The organism is Collinsella sp. TM10-22, assembly GCF_003466125.1.
GTDB lineage: Bacteria > Actinomycetota > Coriobacteriia > Coriobacteriales > Coriobacteriaceae > Collinsella.
This window is the reverse complement of the sequence record NZ_QSOC01000001.1, coordinates 194,671-216,274: the sequence shown is the minus strand read 5'-3', so window position 1 is coordinate 216,274 and position 21,604 is coordinate 194,671. Positions and strand designations below refer to the sequence as shown.

Genomic DNA, 21,604 nt, shown 5'->3' with positions numbered 1-21,604 from the left:
CGAAGACTCCGGATTGGGTAGCTAAAAAAGCCCCGTCCCAAATTAGCTACCCCCAAAGCGATGTATGACTAGGTGCGGAAAGGGTGTGAATGTTTGATTTACGCGCTATGATATGCCCTTGCATAGAGAGCCCGGCGGAATGGTAACGGTCGCCGGGACACGTTTTTGAAGGGACTATCATGTCAGAAGAACTTCGTTCCATCCCACCCCAACACGGGTCCTTTGTTTTTACGTCGGAGTCGGTGACCGAAGGTCATCCCGATAAGATCGCTGACCAGATCAGCGACGCCGTCCTCGACGCAATCCTCGCCAAAGAAATAGAGCTCCAGGAACAGGGCTACATCGCCCCCAACGGCGTGCCTGCCAACGTGGAGAACGTCCGCTGCGCCTGCGAGACCCTCGTGACCACCGGCACCGTCATCGTCGCCGGCGAGATTCGCACCCAGGCCTACGTCGACGTACAGGAAATCGCCCGCGGCGTTATCCGCCGCATTGGCTACAACCGTGCCAAGTTCGGTTTTGACTGCGACACCTGCGGCGTTATGAGCCTCATCCACGAGCAGTCGCCCGATATCGCCCAGGGCGTCGACGAGTCCTTCGAGACCCAGACCGGCGCTACCACCGACCCGATCGACCTGATCGGCGCCGGCGACCAGGGCATGATGTTCGGTTATGCCTCCAACGAGACCAAGACCCTCATGCCCATGCCACACTACCTGGCAAGCCGCCTGGCCGAGCGCCTGGCCGCCGTGCGTCACGACGGCACCCTCGCCTATCTGCGTCCCGACGGCAAGACCCAGGTCACCGTGCGCTACGAGGAAGGCAAGCCCGTCGAGGTCACGACCATCGTCATCTCCACGCAGCACGCCGCCGAGATCGAGGACATGGGAAAGATCAAGGCCGACCTCATCGAGCACGTCATCACCCCGGTCATGGCCGCCGAGAACATGCCGTGGGACAACGCGGACATCTACGTGAACCCCACCGGTCGCTTTGTCGTGGGCGGCCCCATGGGCGACACGGGCCTCACCGGCCGCAAGATCATCGTCGACACCTACGGCGGCTACGGCCGTCACGGCGGCGGCGCCTTTAGCGGCAAGGACTGCACCAAGGTCGACCGCTCCGCCGCGTATGCCGCGCGCTGGGTCGCCAAGAACGTGGTCGCCGCCGGTCTGGCCGACCGCTGCGAAGTCGAGCTTGCCTACGCAATCGGCGTTTCCAAGCCCCTCTCAATCATGGTCGACACCTTCGGTACCGCGCATGTTGCCGAGGACAAGATCGTTGAAGCCGTAGAGAAAACCTTCGACCTGCGCCCGGGCGCAATCATCCGTGACCTAGACCTGCGTCGCCCCATCTACGAAAAGACGGCAGCCTACGGTCACTTTGGCCGAGAAGACGCCGACTTCACCTGGGAGAAGACCGACCGAGTCGAAGAACTCAAAGCAGCCTGCGGCCTGTAAGCTAACCCGAAAAGCTACAGCAAATAACAACGCACCAAAAGAAGTACCGACTCCAACCGGTACTTCTTTTTATTTAAACGGTGGTGAAGATAAGCAGACCTGGGACATGGAATAGGTCACATGCCGATAAATATTGCAGCAGAGCGACTCCAACCATGTATCCTAAGTTCCGAGGGCTTTAGTATTTGGTCGATCGCGAGTTCCGCACGAGCCGGAGGCCACTTAATGTGGCCTCCGTGCGAGCAGGACTGTCCGAGCAGGCGACCAAATACTAAAGCCCTCGGAACGGCGGGACAGTGTATGCCCCGCCCTCGGGACGATGGGAAAAACAAAGGAGCACCCATGGCAGGCAAGCCGCAAACACTAGCTACGACCTCGGCATTCGAGATCTTGGGCCCCGTCATGGTCGGCCCCAGCTCATCACACACCGCCGGCGCCCTGCGCTGCGCCCAAGTTGCCGCCAGCCTGCTGGAAGGCCGCATCACCAAAGTCACCTTTGGCCTGTGGAACTCCTTCGCCCACACCTACCGCGGCCACGGCACCGATCGTGCACTCGTCGCGGGCATCCTAGGCCTCGACACCGATGACGAGAACATCAAGCAGGCCTTCGACCTCGCACGCGAGCAGGGCCTCGAATATCACTTTGAAATTAAGGGCGACGACGCCTCCATCCACCCCAACACCGTCGACATCGACATGGTCGACGACACGGGCGCTACGGCACAGGTCCGCGGCGAGAGCCTGGGCGGCGGCAAGATGCGCATCAGCCGCATTAACGGCGTCGGCGTCGACATCTCGGGTATGTACTCCACGCTCTTCGTGGCGCACCAGGATGTTCCCGGCGTGCTCGCCGCGCTCACGAACCTGCTCGCCTACGCACACGTGAACATCGCCTTCTGCCGCACCTACCGCACCGAAGTGGGCGGCCAGGCCTACTCCGTCTTTGAGACCGACGGCGCGCCCGACGACACCGTCGTCCCTATGCTGCGCAAGCTCGACAATGTCGATTACGCGACCTTTATCGAGCTCCCAGGTTCTGCCTCGTCGCTCTCCCCCGGCGTCTCAGCAAAGGAAATCTTCGACGACGGCGAGCAGCTGCTCGATGCGTGCGAGGAACTGGGACTCAGCATCGGCGCCGTCATGGCCGTGCGCGAGGCGCGTCTGACCGGCGAGGCCCACGCCGTCGCCGCCATGCGCCGCGTGCTCGACGTCATGCGCGAGGAGACCACGGCCCCCATCGTCAATCCGCAGCGCTCGCTCGGCGGGCTTATCGGCGGCGAGGCCAAGCTTGTCGATGCCACCGGCCGCAACGACCTTGGCTCAAACTTAATGGGCCCCGTCCAGACCGATGCCGTGGCCCGCGCCATGGCCGTCCTGGAGCGCTCCGCCACCATGGGTGTGATCGTCGCTGCCCCCACGGCAGGCTCCGCAGGCGTCGTGCCCGGCTGCGTGCTGGCGCTCGCCGATCACCTTCAGCTCGACGACGAGCAGGTGATGGACGCGCTCTACTGCGCAGCTGCCATCGGCCTCAACCTCACCACGGGCGCCTGCGTCGCCGGCGCCGAGGGCGGATGCCAGGCCGAGGTGGGAAGCGCCGCCGCCATGGCTGCCGCCGCGCTAGTGCAGATGCTCGGCGGCACGCCCGAGCAAGCGCTCGACGCCAGCTCCATCGCGCTGAGTAACCTGCTGGGCCTCGTTTGTGACCCCGTCGGAGGCCTGGTCGAGGTGCCCTGCCAAAACCGCAATGCCATCGGCGTGGCAGCGGCCTTTAGCTCGGCACAACTCGCCCTCGCCGGCATTAAGAGCCTGGTGCCGTTTGACCAGATGGCACATGTCATGCTCTCGGTGGGCCACGCGTTGCCGGCCACGCTGCGCGAGACGGCAAAGGGCGGCATCGCGCAGGCTCCGGCCGCGCTTTCGGCCTGTGCAAAATGCGGTGTGTGCGGGTAGTGACCAAGAACGACTCGATAGTGGGACAACTGTCCCACCTCTTTTGAATGCCACCGTTTCCGTACCACAAACAACTAGGTAATCGCTATAATGCAAGCCCAGTAAAAACACGATGAGCCGCAAGGCGAAATTCGAAGGATATGCATACGATGTCGCAAAACGATCGAACTCAACTGATTCCCGATCCGCAGCAGCCGAACAGGCACACCGGTGGCGTTCAGTCGCCGCGTCCTATCGCGCCGAGTCACGGTCAGCAGCGTGGTGCGGCAAACGCTTCCCAACGCCCGAACCATCAACGTCAGCAGCGCCAGGCAAACGGCAATGCGCCCAAGCAGCCCCCCGCGCACGGTCGAGGCGATCGCGGCCCCGCGCGCAAACCCGCCGAGAACAATAAGTCGGGCAAAAAGACGACGCTCTTTGTCGTCCTGGGTCTTATCGTCATTGTCTATATCGTAGGCGTCGTAGCGTTTTCGCAGGTAGCCTACCCCAATACCACCATCGCCGGCGTCGACGTCTCGTTCTCCAACGCTTCGTCTGCCGCCACCAAGGTCAACTCGGCATGGAAGCACTATAAGCTCACCGTGACAGGCGATGACTTTAGCTGGACCTATCAGCCCGAGTCCGATGAGCCCATCGTCGACGGCGAAGCAGCCGCAAAAGAGATTATCAGCCACAACGAAGCCTTTGTATGGCCGGTCCGCCTTGTGGAATCCTTAAGCGGAAAGACCAAAACAACCGCTACCTCCAACGAAGTCGATCTTGATCAAGACGTCGACCTGTCCATGCTCTCCGACACTTTTGACCAAAAGAAGTTTGAGGAGGATCTGGGCGCCGCCATCGACGAGTTTAACGAGGGGCGTTCGGGCACGTTCGAGGCCAATAGCTCCTATGACGAGCAGGCCGGCAAGTTTACCGTCGAGAAGGCGCGCTCCAACGAAAAACTCGACCGCGAGCATGTCATTAAGTATGCCGAGCTCGAGCTTGCCTCGCTGTCCGAGACCGTAGACCTTTCCAAGCTCGGCAGCGATGCCTACGAGCCGCTCAATGGAACGCTTACCGATGATCAGATTCAGGCCGCATGCGATGCCGCCAACAACTTCCTGGGCGTCAACGTGACCCTCAAGCTCAACGGCGAGGATGCCGGCAAGGTTGATGGCAGCTCCGTGTTGCAGTGGATCAGCTTTGCCGATCCGGCCAACCCCACACTTGATACGTCACAGATCAGCAGCTGGGCAACCGAGCTCGCCAACGGCTTTAACACCGTGGGCTCCACTCGCTGGTGGACGCGCGCCGATGGCAAGCAATGCGCCGTTGAAGGCGGCGACTTTGGTTGGTCCATCGACAGCGGCTCGCTCGCCAAGCAGGTCGAGGACGCCATTAACAACAAGCAGACCGGCGAAATCGAGATCAAGTACTCCCAGAAGGCCGACGCCTTTACCGCAAAGGGAGAGCCCGACTGGAAGGCATACGTCGATGTCGATCTGTCCGAGCAGCACGCGCGCTACTACGACGAGAGCGGCAATATCGTGTGGGAGGCCAACTTTATCTCAGGAAAGCCGGGTGAGGACGCCACTCCCGAAGGCGTCTGGCAGATCAACAGCAACGACGGCGCGAGCACGCTGATTGGCGCCAAGGACCCCGAGACGGGCAAGCCCAAATACGAGAGCCCGGTGAGCTACTGGATGCCGTTTGAGGGCAACATGATCGGCTTCCACGATGCCACCTGGCAAAACGACAAGAGCTTCGATAACGCCGAGTCGTACAAGTGGTGCGGCAGCCACGGTTGCATCAACCTGCGCCTGGCCGACGCCAAGGCACTTCACGACTGCATCAAAGTCGGCCTGTGCGTGGTTGTCCACTCGTAGTGCAACGCGCGCATTCATACAGCGTGGAACCGCTGCGACCAATCTAACAGTTCCGAAAGAAACCGTCCTATGCGCCCGCCCCAACCGGTGGGCGCATATACTTATCGAGGTTCTTTCTATAAAGGAGACGCTATGCCGAATGTCCCCACGATCACCCCGGGTCCGGATAATACCGAGCACACGCCCGAAGGTATCACCGAAACGCTTCCTCTGATCACAGACGCACATGCCGACAAGGAGAGCGGACGCACGAACGACACGGCCGAGATTTCCGATGAAGAGGTATATGCCAAGCTCAAGGCAAAACGTGCCGAACGTCGACGCAAAAAGCTGATTCGACGCGGCATTGCCGCCGGCATCGTGGGTGTCATCGCGCTCATTGCCATTGTCGCAACCCTGGTTATCAATGCGCAGCCACAGGGCGATATCGGGCCTGCGACCGACATGGTGACCGAGGGCACGTTTAGCACAACGGTCGAAGCGAAAGGCCAGCTCAAACCCATTTCGTCCTCAGTGGTCTCCCCTTCTGTCGACGGCATGGTCGATTCGATAAACGTGCAGGCAGGCCAATCCGTCAACGAGGGCGACGTGCTTATGACCATTAAAAACGACGAGCTCGATCGCAACGTTGCCGAGGCGCAGCGCGCAGTTGCAGCAGCTCAGGAAGACCTCGCCAATGCGCAGAAAGCCGCAACTGCCGCGCAGGCCACCCCAACGACGGACGTCGACGAAGCTTCCGCAGCGGCTGGCATCTCCGCCGCATCAGCGGACACGAACGCCGTATCGGCCGCGCAGCGCAGCCTCGCATCGGCCCAGGCAAACCTCGATCAGGCGAACGCCAAGGCCGCCAGCCGTACGATCACGGCCCCGAGCTCGGGCAGCATCGTGGAGCTCAACGCCAAGGTGGGCGCCACGGTAACAGGCGGCATGATCATGGGCGAAAGCGATACGAGCGGCGGCAAGCAGTGCATGCAGATCGCCGACCTGTCCAAGATGAAGGTGACGGTTCAGGTGGGCGAAAAGGATATCGCCAAAATTGCCGTGGGCCAAAGCGCCAACGTGACCTATCCCGCGTTTCCCGATATCGTGAGCCAGGGCACCGTCACGGCTATCGCCTCGGTGGCAACCTCCGACTTCTCCTCCGGGAGCGGCGGCAGCGTGACCTTTAACGTCGACATCCTCATCGAAGCACCCGACAGTCGCCTTAAGCCGGGTATGACTGCCGAGGTCTCGGTAGTGACCGAGAAGCTCCACGACGTGGTGATGGTGCCGACCATGGCGCTGATGACCGAAGATGGCGAGCAATATTACGTCAATCTGGCCACCGATTCGGAGGGCAAAAAGACGCGCCGCGTGAAGGTGACCGTCGTGGCGCAAAACGACAACGAGGCTGTAGTCGGTAAGACGCAGGTCAAGCGCGACGACCAGGGCAACGAGATCAACACTAACGTGCCGGTTACCAAGCTGCGCGATGGCGACACCCTCGTCATGGACACCGGAGCGGACGCAACGGCTGACGACGGCTACAGCGCGGATTCGGGCAGCATGTCTGCCGACGAGGGCATGTAATGCGTCCCGTCATCGACATTCGCAACGTGCATCGCATCTTTGAGAGCGAGGCGGGTTGCGCCCATATCTTGCACAACGTGAGCCTGGCAGTAGATCCCGGCGAGTTCGTCGCCATCACCGGCCCATCGGGCTCGGGCAAGTCAACGCTCATGAACATCCTGGGCTGCCTGGACAAACCGACGGCAGGCGATTATTACCTGCAGGGCCTCAACGTGGCCGAGCTCGATGATGACGAGCTCACCGAAGTCCGCGCCCTGAGCATCGGCTTTGTCTTTCAGAGCTTCAACCTGCTGCCGCGCCTGTCGGTTATCGAAAACGTCATGCTGCCGCTGGCATACACTAACGTGCCCCGTAGCCAGCGAGAAATGCGCGCCGTGCACGCGCTGCAGGCCGTCACGCTGCCCGTCGACCACTGGGACCACCGCATATCCGAGCTCTCGGGCGGCCAGATGCAGCGTGTCGCCATCGCACGTGCCCTCGTCAACGATCCGCCCATCATTTTGGCTGACGAGCCGACGGGAAACCTGGACTCGACAACCGGGGCGCTTGTCATGGAAACCTTCCGCAAGCTCCAGGAGCGCGGCAAAACCATCGTGCTTATCACACACGACCCCGGCATCGCCGCCGAGGCCGACCGTGCCGTGACCATCCGCGACGGTCGCATTCACGACGGCGCGTATATTCCGCATGCACCGCGGACCCTGCGCAGCGCCGTAGATAGCCTGCCCATGATTTCCGCCTCCGCCAACCCGCCGAAAGGAGTGATGGCATGAGCGCCCGCGATCTCATCCAGGAAGCCCTTCACTCGCTCGAGGCCAACAAGGGGCGCAGCCTGCTCACCATCCTGGGCATTGTCATCGGCATCGCCTCGGTCATTGCCATGACTTCGCTCATCGGTGGCATCCAAAACAGCTTGGTAAACAGCCTGGGCCTCAACGCAGCTCGCATGGTTCAGATCTATTCGTCCCAAGAACTCTCTGATTCTGACGTCCAGAAGCTTCAAAAACTGGTGCCGCAGATAGAACAGATCGGCATTGTCAACAGCGCGTACACCGAGTACAAGACCGGCGATAAAAGCTATACCGTCATGGCACAGGGTGTCGATAGCGACATGCTCGACGCCGTGGGTGCCAGTAAGCTCGTTGCGGGGCGCACCTACACCGATGTCGAGTCAAAGGCAGGCTCGCGCGTGGCGCTCATCAGCCGCGGCGGCGCCGATCAGCTTTGCGGCAACGAACGAGATGCGCTGGGAAAAACCATCAAGGTGTCCAACGGCGAGGTGCAGATTGTAGGCGTGATTGATGGCGGCAGCGACTCCATGGGCTCGCTCACTTTGTATATGCCACGTGAAACCATCTCCGGCCTATTTGGCGACGAGAATCCTTCATTCCCCAGCGTGACGGCACTTGCCGCCGAGGGCACGGACATGGATGAGCTCTGCAAGACCATCGAGTCCAAGGTGCGCGCGATGAAAGGCATCGCGGAGGATGATGAGTATGACAGTGTATCGGCGACCTCCATGAAAAGCGCCATCGATGCACTCAACTCCTTTATGGGCGCATTCTCGCTCATCATGGGTGCTGTCGCCAGTATCTCGCTGCTTGTCGGCGGTATCGGCATTATGAACATGATGCTCACCAGCGTGACTGAGCGCATCCGCGAGATCGGCATCCGTCGCGCGCTTGGTGCAAGCCGACGTGATATCACCTCTCAGTTTTTGGCCGAATCCTCGGCACTGTGCATCACCGGCGGCATTCTCGGTGTTGCGATCGGCTATCTGCTGGCATGGGGGCTCGCGTTTTTTGCCGCCAACTCGAGCATTATGAGCGAGTTTGGAGCCAGCGGGACGATTACGCCGAGCTTTTCCCTTACGACGGTGTTGCTCGCCTTTGCGGTTTCAGTCGGCATCGGCGTAATCTTTGGCTTCTACCCCGCCCGCCGCGCCGCAAAGCTCGACCCGGTCGAGTGTCTCCGCTATCAGTAAGCAACCACCCATACGTTGCGGTGAAATACTGACTGTTTATGCGTTTAAAAGCGCATATTAGACACTATTTCAACGTAACTTAGAAGGTGTCGGGGCATGACACTTCGCCCCAAATCAAATTGATTCGTTGAATAGACACATTACGGATTCTTTAGACGCATTTAATTCCACATATGGGTATTATCTCACGCGAAGTACACGTGAAAGGATATGCTCATGTCGCTTACACAGTCAGCGGAGCGCGCAGCGCTCAACAAACTCATCGATTATCTCGACGACAACCCGCAGGAAAACATCGACAAAATCATGGACCTTGTGAACAAGCTGGTCCCCGATCGCGTATTTCCCGCGCAGCGCGAGGCGTTCACCAACGTCATCAAGAGCCGCGGCAACTGGTATGACCTGATCATGCGCGTCTTCACCCTCAATCCCGATATGCGCACCAAGTTGCTCAAGGCACTGATTGTCGACGGCAACCTGCTCGCGTGGCCGCAGCAGGAAAAAAGCCGCGAAAAGTACCAGTGCAATATTCCGTGGGCCATCCTGCTCGACCCCACGAGCGCCTGTAACCTGCATTGCACGGGCTGCTGGGCAGCCGAGTACGGCTATAAGCAGAATCTCTCATTTGAAGACATCGACTCTATCATCACGCAGGGCAAAGAGCTCGGCACGCATATCTACATCTATACGGGCGGCGAGCCGCTCGTCCGCAAGCACGACCTCATCAAGATCTGTGAAAAGCACCAAGATTGTGTGTTCCTTTGCTTCACCAACTCCACCCTGATCGACGAGGCGTTTTGCGATGACATGATCCGCGTGGCAAACTTTGTCCCTGCCATCAGCGCCGAGGGCAACGAGCACACCACCGATGCCCGCCGCGGCGAGGGCACCTACGTCAAGATCGAGCATGCCATGAAGCTCCTGCGCGAGCGCAATCTGCCCTTTGGAATATCGACCTGCTGGACGAGCGCCAACGCCGATACCGTCGCCACCGAGGAAAACATGGATTGGATGATCCGCGAGGGAGCGCTCTTCTGCTGGTACTTCCACTTTATGCCTGTCGGGCGCAACGCCACCTCAGAGCTCATGCCCACGCCCGAACAGCGTGAGCACATGTATCGTTTTATACGCGAGATGCGCGAGAAAAAGCCGCTCTTTACGCTCGACTTCCAAAATGACGGTGAGTTCGTGGGCGGCTGCATCGCCGGTGGTCGCCGCTACCTGCACATCAATGCAGCGGGCGACGTGGAGCCCTGCGTGTTCATCCACTATTCCAACGCCAACATCCACGATGTGAGCCTGCTCGATGCGCTGCGCTCTCCCCTCTTTATGAAATACTACGAGGGCCAGCCGTTCAACGACAACTATCTCAAGCCCTGCCCCATGCTCGAGAACCCCGACGTGCTGCCCAAGATGGTGGCCGAGACCGGTGCCAAGAGCACCGACCTGGTCGAGAAGGAATCGCCCGAGCAACTGCGCGAAAAGACCCGCGCCGCAGCCGAGGCCTGGGCGCCCGTGGCAGAACGCATTTGGAACGATCCCAACGATCCGCTCTACATCAAACGCCATGAGGACGAGACGCAGGGCATGGCCGACAGCGACATGCATAAGTTTGAACAGCAGGGCCGCAAGCTCAAGAGCAACTGCTAGCGCTTGATAACGGAGCAGGCAGCAAAGACGCGGGCGCCTCGGGAGGGGCGCCCGCGCTAGGACAAACGGGTCTCCAAGCTCGAAAGACCGTTCAGAGTCAGGTCGTTGGCGACTGCCGAGACGCGCTCAATGGCGACCGAGCCATCGGACAATGCCCACGTGCGATAGATGCCGATAATACCGGACAGCAAGAACGCCAGGTAGTATTCGAACATTTCGTCCTTAATGCCCTCGGGCAGCAGGCCGCGCTCGGCAATCTCGTGCTCGAGCGGCACACGCAGGCGAGCCATAAAGTCGTCAAGCGGAATGTTTTCGATGAGCTGGCGATTGAGCAGCAGGTTGTTGCACAGTGCCTCGTTAACGGTTTTAAAGAAGGTCGCCGCCGCGCCCAGGGCGCGCTCGTTGGTGTCACCGTCCATGGAAGCAAGCGTTTTCTCGACCGAGTCGACAATCATCTCCACCACATCGACGGCAATGGCATCGAGCAAGCCATCAACCGTACCAAAGTGAACGTAAAAGGTCTTGCGGTCGACATTGGCCTCGCGCGCGATGGCACTCACCGTAATGTCTGCCAGCGGCTTTTCCATGAGCAGGCGCTCGAAAGCGGAAAGGATGGCAGTGCGGCTGCGAACGATGCGGCGATCAATACGCGGTTTGCTGGTGGCCATGGGCGTGTCCCTTCGATATACCGGCACTCATCAACAGATGAGAGATAATCTACGTAAGAGGATTATCCCCCATACAGCACAAATATGCCCCGCATCATGAAGAACGCACGACTGCCCTACTGCGACTTAAGGTGCTTCTTCTTATTGAGTGCCGACGGAGATACGCGAATACCATCGCCTGTCTGGCGCACATAGGCTTTATGAGCCGGCTTAGCGGTCCCAGAAGCCTTCTGAGCGTGCTTCTTGGGATCAACGGTAACAGCATTCGTGGGGTGCGGCTTAGTGGGCGCAGAGGGCGTCTGAGGCGTGCGGCCGAGCTTGCACATCACGCGATCCCAGCGCGCATGGATGCTCTCGTTGTGGGCGCTCTTAAGGCCCAGCAGGGGCGCAGCCAAAATGGTCGGCGCAATAAACGTAATGAGGCGCCACAGCAGATAGCCGGCGGTCGAAGCCGATCCAAAAAAATGACCCAGGAAAAGCGCGAAGCCACCCTCGGCACCGCCGGTGCCACCGGGCAGGGGAACAGCAGAGCTGAGGAGCTGAACAAAGGCGCTCGCGGCCATGACCGAGAAAAAGTCGACCTCGTGGTGGCCAAAGGCAAGCATCAGAAAATACGGCACCAGATAGAAAAACGCGAGCTGCAGCATGGTGATAAACACGGTGAGCAGCATGGACGAAAAATGGCCAGCCGAAAGCTTGAACTTCTCGGAGAACGAATAGACCTCGCCATCGACAAACGTGCGCCATCCCTCGATCTTAGTGGACGAGACACCTATGCGCTCGAGCCAATTAATGATGCAATGGGCGACGCGCGTGACGGTCTTAGGCATGAGCGCGACGGCAAAGATACCTAGCAAGATGCAGCAGTGTCCGCCAAAGCTAAAGACGCACAGCAGTGTCATGTCGCCATAGCGCTCGGCGAAAAACGGCATGCGAGCAAGTAGCAGGATAGCACCCCAGGCAACAAGGCCAAACTGATACACGATAAAACGCGTGAACTGCGTGGCGCCGGCCTCGCCGACATTTTGGCCCGCTTTGGTCAGGCGGTAAATCTGGGCAGGAGTCGAGCCCATCATCATGGGCGTCAGGTTACCAAAAAAGATGCCGCTAGCCTCGACAGAGATCAGGTCGCGAATGCCGACGGGTGAATTGGGGTCGAGCCAGACGGCGATCGCATAGGCCACAATGCCAAAGAACAGATACATGAACATGCATAGACACGCGACAACGAGCCAGGGCGCCTGGACGCTCGACATAGCAGCCCAGAACTGCCCCATCTGCCCGGTTACCACCAGATAGAGGATATAACCCACCAGCACAACGCCGATAAAGATGGCGCCGCGGCGTGCGCTCTTATTGTCATCGCCGCCCGAGGCCTCAACCTCGACCAGGGGCTTGGACGTATGCTGAGAGGACTCCGTCATGAGACTCCTTCTAACAGTCAAAATAACTTGGTTATTGTACCCGTAAGGGCCATAAGCAGAACGCAAAGCTCTTGTTCAAACGGGAATTGCAGACGGTTGTTTGATAATAAAAAACCCGGCCTTCCGTGGGAAGTCCGGGTATCAGATGCGTGGTAGCCCGTACCAGATTCGAACTGGTGATCTCCGCCTTGAGAGGGCGGCGTCCTAAACCGCTAGACGAACGGGCCATAAATCTCGGCAGAAAAGAAATGGTAGCCCGTACCAGATTCGAACTGGTGATCTCCGCCTTGAGAGGGCGGCGTCCTAAACCGCTAGACGAACGGGCCACATGACATCTGCACTGCCGTGCTGCGAGGAAATATATTACGGGACAAAAAACGCGAGCGCAAGAAAAAATTACAAATTGCCGAAAATTTGTCGGCAGGTTATGGAACGCGCAGGTCAGCAAGGTAGTTAATTTGGGACGGGGCTTTTTTAGCTGCCCTAGCCGTCAATCGACCGAACCGCCGGTGCTGCCAGCAGGGGTAGCTAAAAAAGCCCCGTCCCAATTTAACTACCCTAGGTTGAGATGGACCAAAAGAGCTTCGCGGTCGTTGGGGATGTTGTCCTCGATCAGGGCGTCGAGCGCTGCGTTGAGAAGCTGACCTAGCTCGGGCCCCGGCTTCACACCGGCGCGGATCAGATCGCCGCCGTTGATGGCGAGCATCTTGAGCGTATAGGGCTCCCCTGCCTCCAGTAGCTCGTGCGCCAGCGCGCGCATCTCCTCGATGGTCTCGACGTAATAGAAGCACGACGGGGCCTTGCCGAGCGTATCGGCACGCTTGAGATCCATGAGCTCGTCCATCAGGCGGGCGGTGTCGACGCCCTCGCCCGAAAGCAAGCGCATCATATTGAGCAGACAGGAACGCTCGGGGCGCAACGGTTTATCGTGATACTTGATGAGCAGACACACGTCACGGATCAGGTCATGCGAAAGCGCCAGGCGATCCATAATGACGCGCGCCTTCTTGGCCCCGAGCTCGGGATGACCGTAAAAGTGGCCGCTGCCCGCATGGTCGACCGTAAAACACTCGGGCTTGGAAACGTCGTGCAAAAACGCCGCCCACATCAGGCTCGACGAGGGCGCGACGCCGTCACACAGCGCCAGCTCCCCTGCCACCGTCAGCACGCGGGCAATATGCTCGTAAACGTTAAAGGCATGGTAGACGCTGCGCTGATCAAACCCGCGACCCGCTGCCAACTCGGGCACGGCGGCGCAAACAAGCTCGGGGTAGCGCAGCATGGCGTCTCCCCCGTGGCCGGTCGAAAGGATGCCCTCGAGCTCAATGCCCACACGCTCGCGCGTCACGGCATCGAGCAGCGGCGCGCACTCGGCAAGGGCACGCTTAGTCTCGGGCTCAATCACAAAGTCCAGGCGGCAGGCAAAACGCACCGCACGCAGCATGCGCAGGGCATCCTCGTTAAAGCGACGCTTGGGATCGCCGACGGCACGGATCAGCTTTCGCTCCAAATCACCCTGGCCGTCGTAGCGGTCGACAAGCCCGCGCTCGGGATGCCAGGCCATGGCGTTGACGGTAAAGTCGCGGCGCGCCAGATCGTCCTCAAGCGACGCCGCACGCTCCACGCTTTGCGGATGGCGGCCATCGGTGTAAAAGCCGTCCAGGCGGTACGTAGTGACCTCGATGCGCTCGCCATCACTAATGGCGGTGATGCCGCCAAATTTAATGCCCGATTCAACCACCGCAATGCCGGCAGCCTCGAGTGCTGCCTTGGACTCCTGCCACAGGCCGCTGCAGCACATATCAACATCGTGGCTGGGGCATCCCATAAGGGCATCACGTACCCAACCGCCTACGTACCAAGCCTCAAGACCAGCTGACTCGAGCGCGCGTAGGACGCGCAGGGAGGCGGCTGACGGCTGCGTAGCGTTAAGCGAAACTGTGCACATTCCTGTGGCCTCCTGCAATTGCGAGTGTATTGATTGTTGGTTCTCAAGAAGTCTAGCAAGAAACAGAAGAAGGCGCACACACGAACCCACTTCGCGCACGATTGAGCCCCAAGGGCTCGACAGCAATCTTAAAAAAACACCCGTCTCGAAAAGCCGAGACGGGTGATCGACAAGCAAAGAATGTAACCGTGTGCCGCGCTAGCAAACCTGACGGATGGCAATACCCTTCTTGTACTCCTCCACCTTGGCAAAGTCACCCAGACCCGGGCACTCGACCACGTTGGCGCCGGTTGCCATCGACAGGCGCAGGGCGTCCTCGACGCGCTCGGGGGCGTCGTGCCACACGGACAGGAAAGCGGCCAGGGAGGAGTCGCCCGCGCAGACGGTCGACAGCAGCTTAACCTCAAAAGTACGGTTGGCAAACCAGATGTGCTCGCCGTTGGAGAAGTACGCGCCGTTGCCGCCGAGCGTCAGCAGCACGTTCTTAGCGCCCTTGGCGTGCAGCTCGGCCATGGCACCCTTGACGGACTCATCGTCGCCGCCGCTTACCTTAATGCCAAAGATATCGAGCAGCTCGTCGTCATTAGGCTTAATCAGCAGAGGCTCCATGGCAATGAGGTCTGCCAGCTGATGGCTCGAGATATCGAGCACGAACTCGGCACCCTTGGCCTTGACGCGGCGAAGCACCTCGGACAGGAAACCCTCGGAAGTGTTGGGGGGCAGTGAGCCGCTAATGACCAGGCAGGTCATGTCGTCGAGCGAATCGATGAGCTCGAACATCTCCTGCTCGTTGGCCTCGTTGATGGCGGCACCGGCGTTGACCATGTTGTACTCGGTATCGGGGCCCGCGTTGAGGAACACGTTGACGCGCGTGATGCCATCGGTCCACACGGGCTTGACGGGTACGCCCAGGGCCTCGGCGCCCTTGACGATAAACTCGCCAGAAAAGCCGGCGAAGAAGCCCAGGATCGTGGTGTCGACGCCGTAGTGATCGAGGGTGAACGAGACGTTGAGACCCTTGCCGTTGGGCGTGTAAACGGCGTTGCGGGTACGCGTGACGGTGTTGGCGTCAAGACCGTCACAGGCGATATTGTAGTCGATGGCGGGATTTGCAGTGAGCGTGTAAATCATGAATGTTCCTTTCACAAGGCAGCGTGTTAATGAAAGTATATTCCACACATCGGAAAAAGGCTAGGACAACTCGGTAAACGGTGTGAAAGCGATGAAGTACGGCAGAACATGTCTCCCCCATGGGCGAACAAAAAAGGCGCCCCGGGCGAAACCGGGGCGCCGCATGCGCACGAATATGTCGCGTTTCGATTACTGACGATCGAGCTTGCGGACAGCAATGCGCTTGCTGTACTCGTCGACGTGACCAAAGTCGCCAATGCCGACGGACTCGGCAACGTTGGCACCGGTGGCCATAGCGAGCTTCATGGCCTCCTCGACGTTGTCGCGGTTCTTGTACCACTTGTGCAGGAACGCAGCGAGGGTGCAGTCGCCGGCGCAGACGGAAGAGACCAACTTGATGTTGAACTCACGCTTCGCGTACCAGATGTCCTCGCCGTTAGAGAAGTAGGCGTCGCCGCGGCTACCACGGGTGAGCAGCACGTTCTGAACGCCGGCCTCGTGAGCCAGCTTCATGGCAATGCGGACCTCGTCGTCGGTATCGACCGGCACACCGAAGATAGCCTTCATCTCGTGATGGTTCGGCTTGATGAGCAGCGGCTTCTTGTGAGCGAGCTCCTTGAGCTTGTCGGAGGACAGGTCCAGGACGACGTCGGCGCCACGAGCCTGAGCGTGCTCCATGACCTGAGCCAGGAAGTCGGGCGTGGCTTTGGGAGGCACGGAGCCGGAGACGATCAGGCACTCAAGATCGCCCGCGGTGTCCAGGATGTTGTAGAGCTCCTCCTGGTGCTGCGGCGTAATCGGAGCGCCGGGGTTCAGGATGCCGTACTCGTGCTGGCCATCGTTGACGTAGGTGTTGATGCGCGTGATACCGTCGGTCCAGACCGGGCGGCACAGGCAACCGAGGTTCATGACCTCCTCGACGATAAACTTGCCGGTGAAGCCAGCGAAGAAGCCGAGCGCGACGGTGTCGACCCCCATCTTCTTGAAGGCGAAGGACACGTCGAGGCCCTTGCCGTTGGCCGTGTAGCTGGCCGAACCGGTGCGGACGTTCTCATCGGGCTCAAGCGGAGAGCTCGAAACCGTCATGTCGACAGCCGGGTTAGCAGTTAGCGTGTAGAACATTTACAGTACCCCCTGTATACGTGAGGGCCGCGTGGCCGGCCCATTCCAGCCACGCGGTTACCTCTGATACCAAATTAGCGAGCCGCGGACTCGAGCAGCGCCTTGACCTCGGCGGCGGTGTTGCAGGCGAGCGCCTTCTCGGCGAGCTCGTCGCACTCGGCCCTGGTCCACTGGCTGATGGTCTTGCGGGCGCGCAGGATCGACGGAGCGCTCATCGAGAACTCCTCCAGGCCCCAGCTGATCAACAGCGGCTCAAGCAGCGGATCGGCAGCGGCCTCGCCGCACATGCCGACCATGATGCCTGCCTTCACGCCGCTCTCGATGATGTTCTTGAGAGAGCGGAGCACGGCGGGATAGTACACCTGGTACAGGTTGGAGATGGTGTCGTTGCCACGGTCGGCGCACATGGTGTAGCCAATCAGGTCGTTGGTGCCGATGGAGAAGAAGTCGGCGACCTCGGCCAGGCGGTCAGCGAGCAGCGAGGCGGCAGGCGTCTCGACCATAATGCCGACCTCGATGTTCTCGTTGAACTTGCGGCCCTCTTCGGTCAGCTCAGCCTTGCACTGCTCGACGAGCTCCTTAACGGCCACGACTTCCTCGACGCAGGTGACGAGCGGGATCATGATCTTGACGTCGCCAAAGGCGCTGGCGCGCAGCAGGGCGCGGAGCTGCACCTTGTACTGGTCGGGGTTGGCCAGGCAGTAACGCACGGCGCGGAAGCCCATGAAGGGGTTCTCTTCCTTGACCATGTGCAGGTACGGAATCTCCTTGTCGCCACCCACATCGAGCGTGCGGATGATGACCGGAGCGCCCTTAAGCGCACTGGCGACCTTGCGGTAGGCGTTGAACTGCTCCTCCTCGGAAGGAAGCTCGGCGGAGTCCATGAACAGGAACTCGGAGCGGAACAGGCCGATAGCCTCGGCGTCGTGATCGAGCGCGTTGGGCACGTCATCGGGGTTGCCGATGTTGCAGGCGATGATCTTCTTGATGCCATCGGCAGTCACAGAAGGCTTGCCGCGGAAGGACTCGAGGGCTGCCTTCTCGGCAGCGAAGGCCTCGGCCTTGGCGGTGTAGGCGGCAAGCGTCTCCTCGTCGGGATCGGCCTCGACAACACCCTTGCCACCGTCGACGACGACGGTCATGCCGTTGCGCAGTGCGGTGCAGCTGTTGGAAACCGAAAGGACGGCTGGAATCTCGAGGGCACGTGCGATGATCGCGGAGTGCGACGTACGGCCACCGGTCTCGGTGACGATACCGGCAACGTGAGCCTTGTCGATCGTGGCGGTCATGGACGGCGTGAGGTCGTGCACGACAACGACGGTGTTCTCGGGCAGGACGGAGAGGTCGACGACCTCCTTGCCCAGCAGCTCGGCCAGAATACCGGTGCGGATGTCGGCGATGTCGGCCGCGCGCAGACGGAACATCTCATCGTCCATGGACAGGAACATGTTCTCGAACATGGTCGAGGTGTCCATGAGCGCCTGCTCGGCGCAGGTGCCGCCATCAATGGCGGCGTTGATGGCGTCGGTCATGCCCGGGTCCTGAGCCAGGACAATGTGTCCGCTCATGATCTCGGCCTCGGCCTCGCCCACCGTCTCCTTCATGTGGTCGGCCTGAGCCTGGGTCTTATCGCAGAAGACCGAAAGAGCGGTCTGATAGCGCTCCTTCTCTGCTGCCGAATCAGCAACCTCGTGCGGCTCAAACGTCAAGTCGGGATCGACGGCGACCATGACGGTGCCGATACCGATGCCCTCAGAAGCGTTGACTCCCTGATACATTCCCATTCCTCTCTCCGTGTCATGTGATAAAGCGTTTTGCCATATCCATGACAAAAGAGCGCAGCTACCTTAAAACAGGTCACTGCGCCCCTAAACATGAACTTAGTTGTTCAACATGCGACCCGTTTGAGTTCTACTCGCCAAGACCGCTCTTGATGAGCTCGATGGCAGCAGCCAGAGCCTCGGCCTCATCAGCGCCGTCGCACTTGACCTCAACCTCGGTGCCGCAGGGGATACCAGCAGCCATGAGGGCCATCGGGGACTTGCCGTTGACCTCCTTCTCGGGGGTGACGACTGTCACGTCACAGGCGTACTTGCCCATGGTGGAGGCGAACAGACCAGCCGGACGCATGTGCAGACCCTGAGGATTAACGAGGGTAGCCTTCTCAGAAACCATAGTTGACTCCTTTTTTGTGTTTAACCCCTGTCATGCATGTGGCAGGAGTCAGATTCACGACGTTGTTTATATTAACTCACATCAAACGGTTTTTCATTGTGTTTCAGACGAATTATTGGACAGATGTGTTTGTCGTCCGCTTGCTCGCCGGGCGGGGCGGTTAAGTTTGCTGCTCTACAGTCCTGCGCAAGACGGAAAGCACATTAAGTGCTTTCCTTTGCGTGCGGAACTCGCGACAAACTTAATCGCCCCGCCCAGCGAGCAAGCTGCGGAAACTCGGTCGGTCCAGAGCAATGTCGGCTGAAAGGAATTCTGGCTGATGGGATAAACCGGTGTGTTCTCTGTTTCCGAAAAAGGCGGAGGCCCTGGAGAGGGTCTCCGCCTTTGTTACAGGGGGCGATGTAATTCGCGACTGTGGGATTAGACCAGGCGGTCGTTGATCGTCTTTGCGATCTCGGCGGCGTCGGCGGAACCCTTGACGGTGGCACGGAAGTCCTCGTCCATGAGCGCCTCGGCGACCTTGGACAGGATCTTGAGGTGCGTGGTGCCAGCCTGGGCACCCGGGATGAGCAGAGCGATGGCCACGTTGACGGGAGCGCCGTCCATGGTGTCCCAACCGGTCACGCCAGACTCGTCCTTGACGACGATGACGGCAGCCTCGGTAATGGCGTCGGACTTGGCATGCGGAATGGCGAAGCCCTCCATCATGCCCGTGGTGCCCTCGGCCTCGCGAGCCAGGAAGGCGTTCATCACGGCGTCGGCGTCACTGGCGATACCGGCCTTGACAGCCTGGTTGGAAACGAAGCTCAGAGCCTCGTCACGAGAAGTGAAGTCCTCGGCGACAAAAACGTTCTCGACCTTCACGAAGTCGGCAGCCTCGGCCTTGGGGGCCTCGACAGCAGCGGGCTTGGGAGCCTCGACCGACTTAGAGGGAGCAGCAGGAGCGGCCTTCTGATTCTTCTCGAAGTCGTGCTTCTTGAAGGCCACGAACAGGATGCCACCGACCACGGCGCCGATGAGGATCGCGAGGACCCACAGCGGACCGTTCTCGACAACGGGCAGGACCAGGAAGCCACCGTGAGGCGCCGGATCGTGAACGTTGAACATAATGGTCAGGATCGAAGCGATAGAGGAACCGAGCATCATGATGGGCATGACGGGCCAGATGTTCTTGGTCATGAACGGAATGGCGCCCTCGGTGATGTGGGTGCAACCAAGGATGAGGTTGACGATACCGGCGTCATGATCCTCTTGGCTGAAGTACTTCTTGCCGACAACGACGGCGAAGGTGGTGATCAGCGGCGGAACGATGCAAGCGGCGGAGACGGCAGCCATGAAGTTGGTACCGAAGTTGTAGGTGTCGGTGCCAACACCGGCGGCCAGGGCCTCGGTGAGCATAGCGGTACCGGTGACATAAGCAGCCTTGTTGACCGGGCCGCCCATGTCAAAGGCGCACATGCAGCCGATAGCAAGACCCAGAACAACGGCGCCAGAGGCGGACAGACCCTTGAGGAAGTCCATCATGGCGGTGTTGATGGCAGCCATGGGGCCGGAAATGCCGAGCATGACCAAGCCGACGATAGCCGTCGAGAACAGCGGGTACAAAAAGATTGCCTTGAGGCCGTCCAGGTTCTTGGGCAGACCGGCAAAGACCTTCTCGAGCAGTAGGATGACATAACCGGCGAGGAAGCCACCGACGATGCCGCCGAGGAAGCCGAAGCCCACGCCGGCGCCACCGGCGTCGATCAGGCCGGTCTCGGCGTTAACAGGCAGGCCCTGGATGGCGATCATGCCGGCAACAAAACCGGGGACGAGCGCCGGGCGCTTGCCGATGGATTCGGCGATGTAGGCGGAAAGCACGGGAACCATGAGGTTCATGGCAATGCCGCCGATGATCTTGAGCATAGCGGCGAAGCTGTTGTAGTCGGCAGCCGTCGAATCGAAGGACGTGATGCCCCACAGGAACGAAACGGCGGTCAGGACACCACCGGCGACGACGAAGACCAGCATATGGCTGACGCCGTTCATAAGGTGCTTGTAGATGACGTGGCCGATGGACTCCTTCTCCTCGACCTCGTCCTCGACATCGGCAGCGGCTGCAACCGTGCTGTCGCCCTTGGCGGCGAGCGCGCGGTCAATCAGCTTACCGGCGGCCTCAACGGACAGGGCCTTGGATACACCAACGGAAACCATGGGCTTGCCGGCAAAACGCTCGGCCTGGACATCCTTGTCAGCTGCGACGACGACGGCCTTGGCGCCAGCGATCTCGCTCTTGCTGAGCTCGTTCTCGACACCGACCTGGCCATGAGTCTCGACCTTAATGGTCAGACCTCGCTCGGCAGCTGCCTTCTCCAGCGCCTCCTTCGCCATGAAGGTGTGCGCAATGCCGGTCGGGCAACCGGTCGCGGCGATGATGTCAAACTTAGCCATGTGTCCCTCCTTTTTAAGTTTTGCGCCCGCAGGCGCTCCCCTACACGCGCGTCCTTGCGCGCTTTTCCACAACTGAAAGATACCAACCTACCGTCCGCGTGAGAAGAGACAAGGCGCAATTCTCCGGTGAAAGGTTCTTTCATAACCGTAAACGGTAGGTGAAAGTTTACCATCAACTCTTGAAACGGCAAGATGTATCTTGTAATTGAAAATCCCCCTATACTATGA

The 21,604-nt window shown here is 59.9% G+C and carries 15 protein-coding genes and 2 tRNA genes; 7 read left to right on the top strand and 10 right to left on the bottom strand.

Going from position 1 to position 21,604, the window contains the following annotated elements:
- Positions 1-179: 179 nt before the first annotated feature.
- The 7 genes from metK to DXD94_RS00970 all read left to right on the top strand — a co-directional run bounded on the left by metK (position 180) and on the right by DXD94_RS00970 (position 10,478).
- Positions 180-1,460 (top strand): methionine adenosyltransferase, encoded by a 1,281-nt coding sequence (gene metK / locus DXD94_RS01000; RefSeq protein ID WP_022094972.1) that lies wholly within the window; start codon positions 180-182, stop codon positions 1,458-1,460.
- 342 nt (positions 1,461-1,802) lie between these two features.
- Entirely contained in the window at positions 1,803-3,410 is a 1,608-nt protein-coding gene (gene sdaAA, locus DXD94_RS00995) for an L-serine ammonia-lyase, iron-sulfur-dependent, subunit alpha (protein ID WP_117762936.1), read from the top strand.
- A 149-nt stretch (positions 3,411-3,559) separates the two neighbouring features.
- On the top strand, positions 3,560-5,275 hold the full coding sequence (locus DXD94_RS00990; protein ID WP_158564766.1) for a L,D-transpeptidase: 1,716 nt from the start codon (positions 3,560-3,562) through the stop codon (positions 5,273-5,275).
- Between the two features lie 132 nt (positions 5,276-5,407).
- Positions 5,408-6,844 (top strand): efflux RND transporter periplasmic adaptor subunit, encoded by a 1,437-nt coding sequence (locus DXD94_RS00985; RefSeq protein ID WP_158557589.1) that lies wholly within the window; start codon positions 5,408-5,410, stop codon positions 6,842-6,844.
- Positions 6,844-7,617 carry an ABC transporter ATP-binding protein gene (locus tag DXD94_RS00980; RefSeq protein WP_117762933.1) on the top strand — a complete coding sequence of 258 codons (774 nt, stop codon included), beginning with the start codon at positions 6,844-6,846 and terminating at the stop codon, positions 7,615-7,617. The genes DXD94_RS00985 and DXD94_RS00980 overlap by 1 nt, the downstream gene beginning before the upstream one ends.
- Positions 7,614-8,828 (top strand): ABC transporter permease, encoded by a 1,215-nt coding sequence (locus tag DXD94_RS00975; protein ID WP_117762932.1) that lies wholly within the window; start codon positions 7,614-7,616, stop codon positions 8,826-8,828. The genes DXD94_RS00980 and DXD94_RS00975 overlap by 4 nt, the downstream gene beginning before the upstream one ends.
- Before the next feature lie 216 nt (positions 8,829-9,044).
- The gene (locus DXD94_RS00970) at positions 9,045-10,478 is read left to right on the top strand and encodes a radical SAM protein (protein ID WP_117762931.1); all 1,434 of its coding nucleotides are present in this window, start codon (positions 9,045-9,047) and stop codon (positions 10,476-10,478) included.
- Positions 10,479-10,534: 56 nt separating this feature from the next.
- Here the strand turns inward: DXD94_RS00970 and DXD94_RS00965 are convergent, their stop codons facing one another.
- From DXD94_RS00965 to DXD94_RS00920, 10 genes are all read right to left on the bottom strand, one after another.
- On the bottom strand, positions 10,535-11,146 hold the full coding sequence (locus DXD94_RS00965; protein WP_117762930.1) for a TetR/AcrR family transcriptional regulator: 612 nt from the start codon (positions 11,144-11,146) through the stop codon (positions 10,535-10,537).
- Positions 11,147-11,262: 116 nt separating this feature from the next.
- Positions 11,263-12,570, bottom strand: a complete 1,308-nt coding sequence (locus tag DXD94_RS00960) for a lysylphosphatidylglycerol synthase transmembrane domain-containing protein (protein WP_117762929.1) — start codon at positions 12,568-12,570, stop codon at positions 11,263-11,265.
- 150 nt (positions 12,571-12,720) lie between these two features.
- Positions 12,721-12,797 (bottom strand) — tRNA-Glu (locus DXD94_RS00955).
- A gap of 22 nt (positions 12,798-12,819) precedes the next feature.
- A tRNA-Glu gene (locus DXD94_RS00950) sits at positions 12,820-12,896 on the bottom strand.
- A 227-nt stretch (positions 12,897-13,123) separates the two neighbouring features.
- Positions 13,124-14,518, bottom strand: coding sequence for a CCA tRNA nucleotidyltransferase (locus DXD94_RS00945; RefSeq protein WP_117735076.1), 1,395 nt, complete (start codon positions 14,516-14,518; stop codon positions 13,124-13,126).
- Positions 14,519-14,716: 198 nt separating this feature from the next.
- Positions 14,717-15,649 (bottom strand): 1-phosphofructokinase family hexose kinase, encoded by a 933-nt coding sequence (locus tag DXD94_RS00940; RefSeq protein ID WP_117735075.1) that lies wholly within the window; start codon positions 15,647-15,649, stop codon positions 14,717-14,719.
- Positions 15,650-15,838: 189 nt separating this feature from the next.
- The gene (locus tag DXD94_RS00935) at positions 15,839-16,771 is read right to left on the bottom strand and encodes a 1-phosphofructokinase family hexose kinase (protein ID WP_117735074.1); all 933 of its coding nucleotides are present in this window, start codon (positions 16,769-16,771) and stop codon (positions 15,839-15,841) included.
- 74 nt (positions 16,772-16,845) lie between these two features.
- Positions 16,846-18,549, bottom strand: coding sequence for a phosphoenolpyruvate--protein phosphotransferase (gene ptsP / locus DXD94_RS00930; RefSeq protein WP_117735073.1), 1,704 nt, complete (start codon positions 18,547-18,549; stop codon positions 16,846-16,848).
- Positions 18,550-18,682: 133 nt separating this feature from the next.
- On the bottom strand, positions 18,683-18,946 hold the full coding sequence (locus DXD94_RS00925) for an HPr family phosphocarrier protein (protein ID WP_022094575.1): 264 nt from the start codon (positions 18,944-18,946) through the stop codon (positions 18,683-18,685).
- Positions 18,947-19,366: 420 nt separating this feature from the next.
- Positions 19,367-21,376: a fructose-specific PTS transporter subunit EIIC gene (locus tag DXD94_RS00920; RefSeq protein WP_117762928.1), complete on the bottom strand. Its 2,010-nt coding sequence runs from the start codon at positions 21,374-21,376 to the stop codon at positions 19,367-19,369.
- Positions 21,377-21,604 lie beyond the last annotated feature (228 nt).